The organism is Streptococcus infantis (assembly GCF_047463635.1).
Lineage (GTDB): Bacteria > Bacillota > Bacilli > Lactobacillales > Streptococcaceae > Streptococcus > Streptococcus infantis_W.
This window is the reverse complement of sequence record NZ_JASHDL010000031.1, coordinates 1-9,262: the sequence shown is the minus strand read 5'-3', so window position 1 is coordinate 9,262 and position 9,262 is coordinate 1. Positions and strand designations below refer to the sequence as shown.

Genomic DNA, 9,262 nt, shown 5'->3' with positions numbered 1-9,262 from the left:
AGTTACGACGTCTAGCGCCAAAGGACTTATCGACTTAACAAGACACCACTACTTTAACATAACGAAAAAGTAGTGAGTACTTTCTCCCGTCGGAGATTTCCTCACTACTAATCTTAGTATGTTTTAGACCTAGGGATAATGCTACTTATTAAAAGTAATTTTGCAGCTTATTTGGTAAAGATAGACTGACGGAAGTCATCTGTTGTACGAAGATAAGCATTATAAATCTTTTTCTTCAGTAAGTTAACCCAGCTAGCTTCGACGCGGCTTGTAGCATTGTCAATATTACGAACATCCTCTGCTGTCGCCTCATCCATTAGCCTTTGCATATCTTTATAAGATCGAATAGTTACTTGCTTCGTACTATTTGGGTTTCTGAGTTCATACTCAATGGTAATCGGCTTCAATTTTGTCAATTGATCAATCCGCTCTTGATACACGGCCTTCTTAAAGGCTGCCCAAGAGTCATACTCACCTTTGAATACATTTTCTAGAACCTTCTGGTCTGTCACTAGACCAACATCTCTTCCGAGCCATCCATCCCAAGTTGTGCTGCCCTCTTTCAGAGCTTCTTCTGACAATTTACCAGATACATATGGGATAAATCCTTCATGATAGCCCTTAGCTGCCAGCAACTCATAGGCTGTACGACGGAACATGACATCACCTGGCGCACCAGTTGGATTGCTAAGCGCTGAATAAATTGGAGAGAATAGACTGAGACTGAGATAACCATTTCGTGCATACTTGCCACTATCCTTGTTTTCGCGTCGAGTAATGACATCATTGTCAATCAAGGATTCAAAAGTTTTTAGTTTCTTAATCTCTTCAGCAGTGAAGGTCCGTGTCTGGTTACCAGCATGAGTTTGTTTGCCATACTTATCAGTAATGTAGTAGTTTTCCATTTTTCTAAACCACTTCATCTTGGCTTCATCTGTCTGCTTCAAGATAGAGCTTGCTTCTAGGTAATCAAGCGTATAGATCATATCAAACATACCATGAACGTAATCTTTTAGGTCTGCTTCATTCTGAACGCGCTCTTTAAAGTTATAAGTATGGAGACGTGTCTTAGAATCCTTATCAACCTTGAATAGAGTATTGAGGGTGATTGTCGCTTCATCTGGGCTTGGTGTAGATTGTAACAGACCACGAGCGTAAAGTTCTGCTCCTAGACCTTCACGACGACCAAAGCCTTCAAAATAAATGGCTCCATCAGAGTTGTGTGTCATCTCGTGTGTATAAACAGAGTTTCCGTAATCTTCTAGCAGACGAGCATTGTCAAAATGGGTCATACTTCCTGTTGCGTAAGCATTATAGCCCTTGCTTGGATACCACTTACCAGCTGGTCCAAAGAATTCCTGCATTGCAGTGGATTGCTTGTCATTTGGTTGAGCCCAATATCTTTGACCATTCTTATCTTTGAGAGCAAAACCATCATAAACCAAGACCGAACGGAAGAGTTTATCTTTACTTTCATCACTTAAAATCTTGTACCAGAAATCGTAATGGTCTCTCTGCCATTCAGCTGACTTTCTCACTCGATCTTCAACATAGCTAGCAAGTTCAGCATCTGTACGGACCTTCCCATCAACAATATCTCGGTAACGATCATAAGCTCCCATAGAGATGGTAGACATATTAGAAATGATATAGACACCCTTTTCAGTCATGGTCAAAAGCGGTAGCAACATGCTCTTATGTTCCCAATTGTCTGATGTAATCTTATCATAAACTCCGACAGAATACTTACTCTTATCGTTTGCATTGTCTTGGAGGGCCTTGGCTTCTGCTATGTCCGACTTGGCCTCGATAATATAAGCTTTTGTATTATCCTTGAGCCATTCGTTATTAGTCTTATACGGCAAGAAAAGATTACGATAACTTTCTAGATAATTGAATAAGCCTCGCTTACCAGTTGCCTCAGACAAGGAAGTATCATAGGTTTGATAAGTATTTTTGGCCTTGAGATTTTCAAAACCAGAGCGACCTAAGGCAATGATCGTGTCTAGTGTCGACGCATCGTTATTACCAAAGAAATCAAACTTATAGGCAGATAAATCTTTGACATTGATGGTGTCATAATTGATGTTATACCAACGATTTAGGTAGGTTAAACCAACTAAGAAGGCTTCTTTATTATCAGTGATTTTCTTAGCGATATAATCAGCTACTACAGTTCCCTCAGTATTGATGGACTTGTCCATAGCCAGAACCTTGCGTAACTCCACAGATAAGTTAGCTTTGACTTGATCAAAGGCTTTATCCAAATAAAGATCATCCAGAGAAGTTTCTGCATTTATACCTAAGACCGTTCTCACAGCAGCTGAATCTAAAACTACCTTATTCAACTCTGGTAAAACTTTGGTGAGAATCTTGCTGTAGTCAGATAGGAAGGCTTCCGGAGTATAGAGAAGATTCAAGTCCTTGATGGTATATTCTGCTATAGCCTTATTTTTAAAGTCTCCCTTATAGGTAACTTCTAGATACTGAATGGTATTGTCTTCGTAATGAAGCATGAGACGATTGATGCCTGTCTTATTTCCATGAATATCCGTGATGATCTGCTGATCTTTCATCGGAACTACATCGAGCAAATAGCTGGTGTTGAGCTTATGATCCTCCGCTAGCTTGTTGGCATAAGCTACGATTGTTTCCTTATTATAGAATGGCAGAAGTTTTTCCATATTTAAGTAAGCTATAGTACGGTTACTGTCTACTTTCTTCGCCTTACTATAATCTACTGCATAGAGGTTCAGATTGGTGTCGTCCAGGCTTGTCGTGATTCCAAACTCTCCTAGCTTGTCTTGGGCTTGTTCAAGACTAAGCTTAGAGCTAGCAAATGGATCTTCTGCTAGTGTTTCAATTCCTTCGACTGCATAGGCATTGGTGATACGGTCATTTTTATAACCTTGATCGCCAGAAATACTATAAACTCTTGATCCACTGACATTACTCAAGACGTTGTCAATCAAACCATTGTAGTAATTTGAACCAACTACTCCACCAATTTGGCCATTCTTGGTTGAGTTCTGAATTTTCCCTGATGCATAGGAATTAGTGATACGAGCATTGGCTTCTAATCTTCCAACTAAACCTCCAAAGCGTTGCTCATTAGTCTTGGCACTCGCTAAAATCGTAACATCTGCTCTACTTTGTGTCAGTAGGGAAGCATTTCCTTTCAGATTTGCGACTAAACCTCCAACATTATAGGCCTTGCTTTGCTTATCGTTAGTCTGGATAGTACCTGTAAAGGAACTATTTGTAATTTGCGTGTTAGTTGCAACAACCACTAGCCCTGCAACCTGACTGGCATTCCCTACCACGGCAACTCGCCCTTGAGCAGATACGTCTTGAATGTGAGCATTTTCCGCAGAACGGGCCAAGCTTGCAGAATCATAAGTCCCAACAATATTGACATCCTTCAAATCGATATTTGAAATTCTAGCACCACTCTTGAGATTCTCAAACAAAGGCTTGGCTAGGTTGTAAATAGCGTACTGTTTACCATTATGGCTACCTGTAAGGCTACCTGTAAAGTTGTTTCTCAGATAGACATAATCGCTTGCTGCCAAGCTTACTTCACTAGCATCTAGATCAGCTCCAAGTACAAAGTTGCCTGCCATGTTGCTCTTCATCGCTTCTAACAGACTTGCAAAACTAGTATAGACACCTTGTTGATTTGAATGAGATTTGCTGATGTAGAAGTCATATCCTGGTTTATAACCCGTTTCACTTTCTTGGACAAGCTCAGGCAGAGATACAGTAACCTTATAAACTTCCCTACCATCTTTAGTACTTTCGGCAATACTCTGAACTGGCAGGAGCATTTCTTTCGACTCGGCAGACTTAACTTTGACAAAGTAATTTGACAAATCGCTTGGAACTGCGTTCATAGAAATCAAGCGTTTATACTGATCATTTTCCTTGCTGTAGAATTCAACCGCCTCTACATTTCGGATAGAAATTTTCTTATACTCGAGTTCAAATTGACGACTGTCCTTTTCAAAGTCTGTAACCTGGCCTTGATCTAATTCATAGGTTAATTTTGTCTTCAAAGTATAATTTGTATAATGATCCAAATCACCAATCTTGAGACTGCCTGCAAAATTCGTAATCGGAAGTGAGCGTACAAGCTGGTCACCTTCATATAATTCTGCTGTAGCTGTCCGTAATGATTGAGTTTCATCAGTCAGGTTATACTGAACCGTAACAGAACGATCTTCTGGATTTTCTGTAAGACTGAGGATACTTAGATTTGGTCTAACCTTTGCAACTCCATTTAGAGCCGTTCTGGCTGCTGTCAAGTTCGCCAAGGCTTGATCAACTTGAACTTGGCTAGCTAGTCGATTTGCTAAAACTGTTTCTGCATTTGCAAATTCTCTTGTAAAGTTTGTTTTTTTATCTGAGTCAGCATTTTTGTATTTGAAGCTATCCTGGATGTCTTGACTTTCTCGGTATTCTGTTTGTAAAGCTACCTTAGTGACGTCTAGACCCTGTAATTGCTCTTTCGCATTCTCAATGCTTGCAACTGCTTGGTTGACTTGCTCTTGACTAGCTTCTGATTGCGTCAATAATTCTTGACCTTTAAGGAGTGCCGAGTCATAACTAATTTGGCGAGTTGAGATATCGTTAAAATAACGGACCTGTGATTTAACTTGCTCTGCTTCTGACAATAGATTGTAGAGAGGAATTAAATCAAATTCTTCTAAGCCTTCAACCTTTGGAGCATCATTTGGAATCATAAATGGACTTGCTGTTCCAACCTTAACAATCTGAGTCACTGGTGCCAAGGTTTCTTCATTAGATAATTCTTGACGATCCAATTCTTGGTTATTTGAATGGTAGACTCTAGTTTTGATTGTACGCTCACCTTCTACTCCAGGGACACTTACAATACGTGAATCCTTGACTAACTCATCAGTATACTGCTCCTCAATCTCAAAGGCTACTTTTTCAACTCGCGTTTCATCTACGTAGCTAAGCTCTAACTCAGGAAGGTCAAAACTTGGTGTAGGCTCTGTGCCAGATGTGCCGACTGGGTCTGTATACTCTGGTAATTCATAAACTGAGGCTGGACCGTCGCCTGCTGTGCCTACTGAATCTGTGTAACCTGGAACGTCGTGAACTGGAGCGGGTTCGTCACCTGCTGTGCCGACTGGGTCTGTATACTCTGGCAAGTCATGAACCGGAGCAGGTTCGTCACCGGCTGTGCCGACTGGGTCTGTGTACTCGGGAACCTCATGAACTGGTGTAGGCTCTACACCAGATGTGCCGACTGGTTCTGTATACTCGGGAATTTCGTAAACTGGAGCGGGTGCGTCACCCACTGTGCCGACTGGTTCTGTATACTCTGGTAATTCATGAACCAGGGCTGGATCGTCGCCTGCTGTGCCGACTGAATCTGTATATTCTGGGATTTCGTGAACTAGAGCTGGTTCAGCACCTGCTGTGCCGACTGGGTCTGTATATTCTGGGACTTCATGAACGGGGGCAGGTTCGTCACCAACTGTGCCGACTGATTCTGGGTACTCTGGTAATTCATGAACGGGGGATGGATCTGTACCTGCTGTGCCGACTGGATCTGTATATTCTGGGAATTCGTGAACGGGGGATGGATCGTCACCAGCTGTGCCGACTGATTCTGTATACTCCGGCAAGTCGTAAACCGGAGCAGGTTCTATACCAGCTGTGCCGACTGATTCTGTGTACTCGGGAACTTCATGTACAGGAGCGGGCTCTGAACCTACCGTACCCACAGGAGCTGTATACTCTCGGACTTCGTAAACCGGAGCGGGTTCTATACCAGCTGTGCCTACTGATTCTGTATACTCTGGCAAGTCGTGAACCGGGGTGGGTTCGTCACCGGCTGTGCCGACTGGTTCTGCGTACTCTGGCAAGTCATAAACCGGGGCGGGTTCGTCACCGGCTGTGCCGACTGGTTCTGTGTACTCTGGGACTTCATGAACTGGAGCGGGTTCGTCACCGGCTGTGCCTACTGATTCTGTATATTCTGAAACCTCATGAACCAGGGCTGGATTGTCGCCAGCTGTGCCGACTGGATCTGTATATTCTGGGACTTCGTGAACTGGGGATGGATCGTCACCGGCTGTGCCCAATGAATCTGTATACTCGGGGAGGTCATAAACCGGGGCGGGTTCGTCACTTGCTGTGCCGACTGGGTCTGTATATTCTGGGACTTCGTGAACTGGGGTAGGCTCTACACCAGATGTGCCTACTGATTCTGTATACTCGGGAATTTCGTAAACTGGGGCTGGATCTGCACCTGCTGTGCCGACTGGTTCTGTATATTCTGGGACTTCGTGAACGAGAGCGGGTTCTTCGCCAGATGTACCGACTGGAGCTGTATATTCTGGGACTTCATGAACTGGAGCTGGGTCGTCACCGGCTGTGCCGACTGGTTCTGTGTACTCGGGAACCTCATGAACTGGTGTAGGCTCTACACCAGATGTGCCGACTGGTTCTGTATATTCTGGGACTTCGTGAACGAGAGCGGGTTCTGCACCGGCTATGCCGACTGGAGCTGTGTATTCTGGAACGCTGTGAACTGGAGCTGGTGCGTCACCCACTGTGCCTACAGGTTCTGTGTACTCGGGAACCTCATAAACCAGAGCGGGATCTGCACCTGCTGTGCCGACTGATTCTATATATTCAGGGACTTCGTGAACTGGAGCGGGTTCGTCACCAGATGTACCGATTAATTCTGTATACTCGGGAACGTCGTGAACAGGAACTGGCTCTGAACCTACCGTATTTACTTGATCTGTATACTCGGGTAATTCATGAACTGGGGTAGGCTCTACACCAGATGTGCCGACTGGATCTGTATACTCCGGCAAGTCATGTACGGGGGCTGGGGCGTCGCCTGCTGTGCCGACTGATTCTGTATATTCTGGAACGTCGTGAACAGGGGCTGGTTCGTCACCAGATGTACCTACTGAATCTGTGTACTCGGGAACGTCATGTACCGGAACAGGTTCTGTACCTACCGTCCCTACTGATTCTGTGTAGGCTGGGACTTCGTGAACGAGGGCGGGTTCTATACCTACCGTCCCTACTGAATCTGTATATTCTGGAACTTCATGAACGGGAGCTGGGTCTGTGCCAGCTGTACCCACAGGAGCTGGGTACTCTGGCAAGTCGTGAACAGGAGATTCTTTAAGCAATTGATTACTTTCTGCCGTGCCCACCAAAATAATCTCTGAAATAGGTTGGACTGTCACTTGATCAAACACCAACTCAGATTTTATCACCTTCTGATTAGCACTGTAGCGACGAGTAATCACTGTACGTTCCCCAGATACACCCACCTGAATGGTCTTTGTTTGCCCCTTAACAAGATTATCCGAATAGCGATATTCTGTTTGATAAGGAAGCACTTGCGTTTGACTTTCATCTTGACTAGATAATTGTAACTCAGAGCGATCAGAAATTGAGCTTCCCGATGGCACTCGGTTTGCTCCATTGACAAGCTCCAGTTTTTCATCTGTCGACTTGTCTGAACTATCTGCTTTTGATACTGCCACCGCTTTGTCATTTTCAGATCCGTCCACTGATTGATTCACAGTCTGATTAGCTTTATGCTTAGATTCTTCACCTTGCTCCAAAGAATTTTTCAAAATAGCCTGACTCTTCAGATAACCAATGTATTCAAAATTTTCAATGTTCAAGGGCTGAGGTAGTTGCTCTCCTAGTCCCAAATTTAAAAGCTGATTATAAGCAGCTAGCTCAATATTTGTAACTGCAAGTATTGAAGGAGAAAGAAGAATGGATCCTAGTCCAGTCACCAATAAAATCGAAGATAGATATCTTTTCCCGTTTTTCCCCTTAGAAATTACCAAGACCGCAAGAACAATACCAGCTGTTGCAAAGATTGCTTCCCATATACCGGAGTAGCCAGTACTTGGTAAGTTTCCTATCAATCTTCCTTCTTTTTTAGGACGATAAACCAAGTAGTATGCATCTGTACTTTCCTCTACAAATTTTGGAAGTTCCTTAACAACCATCGCATTTTCAGCATCTGTCAATTCTGATTCTATAACATACTTATACTGAATCTGAACAGCTTGATTCGCTGCTAACTCTGCTGCTTCAACAGGCTGTGTACTAGTCCCAACTACAGAACCCAAAAAGAAGCTTCCAATAGTCGCTGATATCAGACCTACTGATAACTTTCTAAAAGAAAAACGCTGGCGCTTTTCTCCGTAAAATTGATGTTTCATCACTTAACTTTTTCCTTTATAATAAAATATTAAATCCTTTCTATTTTATCGAATTTCCCTCCAATAAACAAGGATTTTGTTTGCCTCTTGAAATTATTTTACGCTACATACCGTTAACAAGATTCTTATCAGTGGATACTGTTTATCAAGCATTCTCAACTTCCTATTATTTTCAATTTCATACACAAGAGTTTTTATGAAAATAATAAGAAACAACGAGCATCTCCAACTATGGAAATGCTCGTTGTTTTGATATTTAGAAGTGAGTTTTTACCCAGCTTCTTTTCTAGCAATCTCATAGAATCAAGATTCTAAGATTTGCTTTATCCGAGTAATGGTTTACTCTTCTTCCTTACGTTTTTTAGAGATAAGGAGTCCTCCTGTCACTGCTGCAAGAAGTGCTAGTCCAAGTGAAGCGTTAGATTGTTTAGTACCAGTGTTTGGCAATTCTTTCGCTCCTGCTTTCTTAGATGGTGCTTGAGCAGATGACTCTTTAGTAGCTTCTTTAACAACTTTATTAGCTGCAATTGTTGCTACTGATCCGTCCGCAAAGGTTACAGATACTGATCCGTCATTGTTAACCTTAACATCTGTCGCAGTTGGGTTAGCTTTCTTAACTTCTTCAGCTACTTTAGCTTTTTCTGCGTCTGTCAAGTTGTTAGGATCTACTACCGGAGTAAGAGCTGGCACTTTAGCTCCATTTGCTTCAGACTCTTTAACTGTCTTCGCTGGTGTTAATGTCGCCACTGATCCATCTGGGTAAGTTACAGATACTGATCCGTCATTGTTAACTTTAACATCTGTCGCAGTTGGGTTAGCTTTCTTAACTTCTTCAGCTACTTTAGCTTTTTCTGCATCTGTCAAGTTGTTAGGATCTACTACTGGAGTAAGAGCTGGTACTTTAGCTCCATTTGCTTCAGACTCTTTAACTGTCTTCACTGGTGTTAATGTCGCCACTGATCCATCTGGGTAAGTTACAGATACTGATCCGTCATTGTTAACTTTAACATCTGTCGCAGTTG

General features: G+C 42.8%; 2 protein-coding genes. Both read right to left on the bottom strand.

Translation table 11 applies throughout. The features are described from left to right. Positions 1 to 167: 167 nt before the first annotated feature. Complete coding sequence (locus QM867_RS10420; RefSeq protein WP_414315732.1) at positions 168 to 8,240, bottom strand: SIALI-17 repeat-containing surface protein; 8,073 nt, start codon at positions 8,238 to 8,240, stop codon at positions 168 to 170. A 339-nt stretch (positions 8,241 to 8,579) separates the two neighbouring features. Continuing rightward, positions 8,580 to 9,262 (bottom strand): LPXTG cell wall anchor domain-containing protein (locus QM867_RS10415; protein WP_414315731.1); only part of this gene is annotated, 683 nt, incomplete at its 5' end.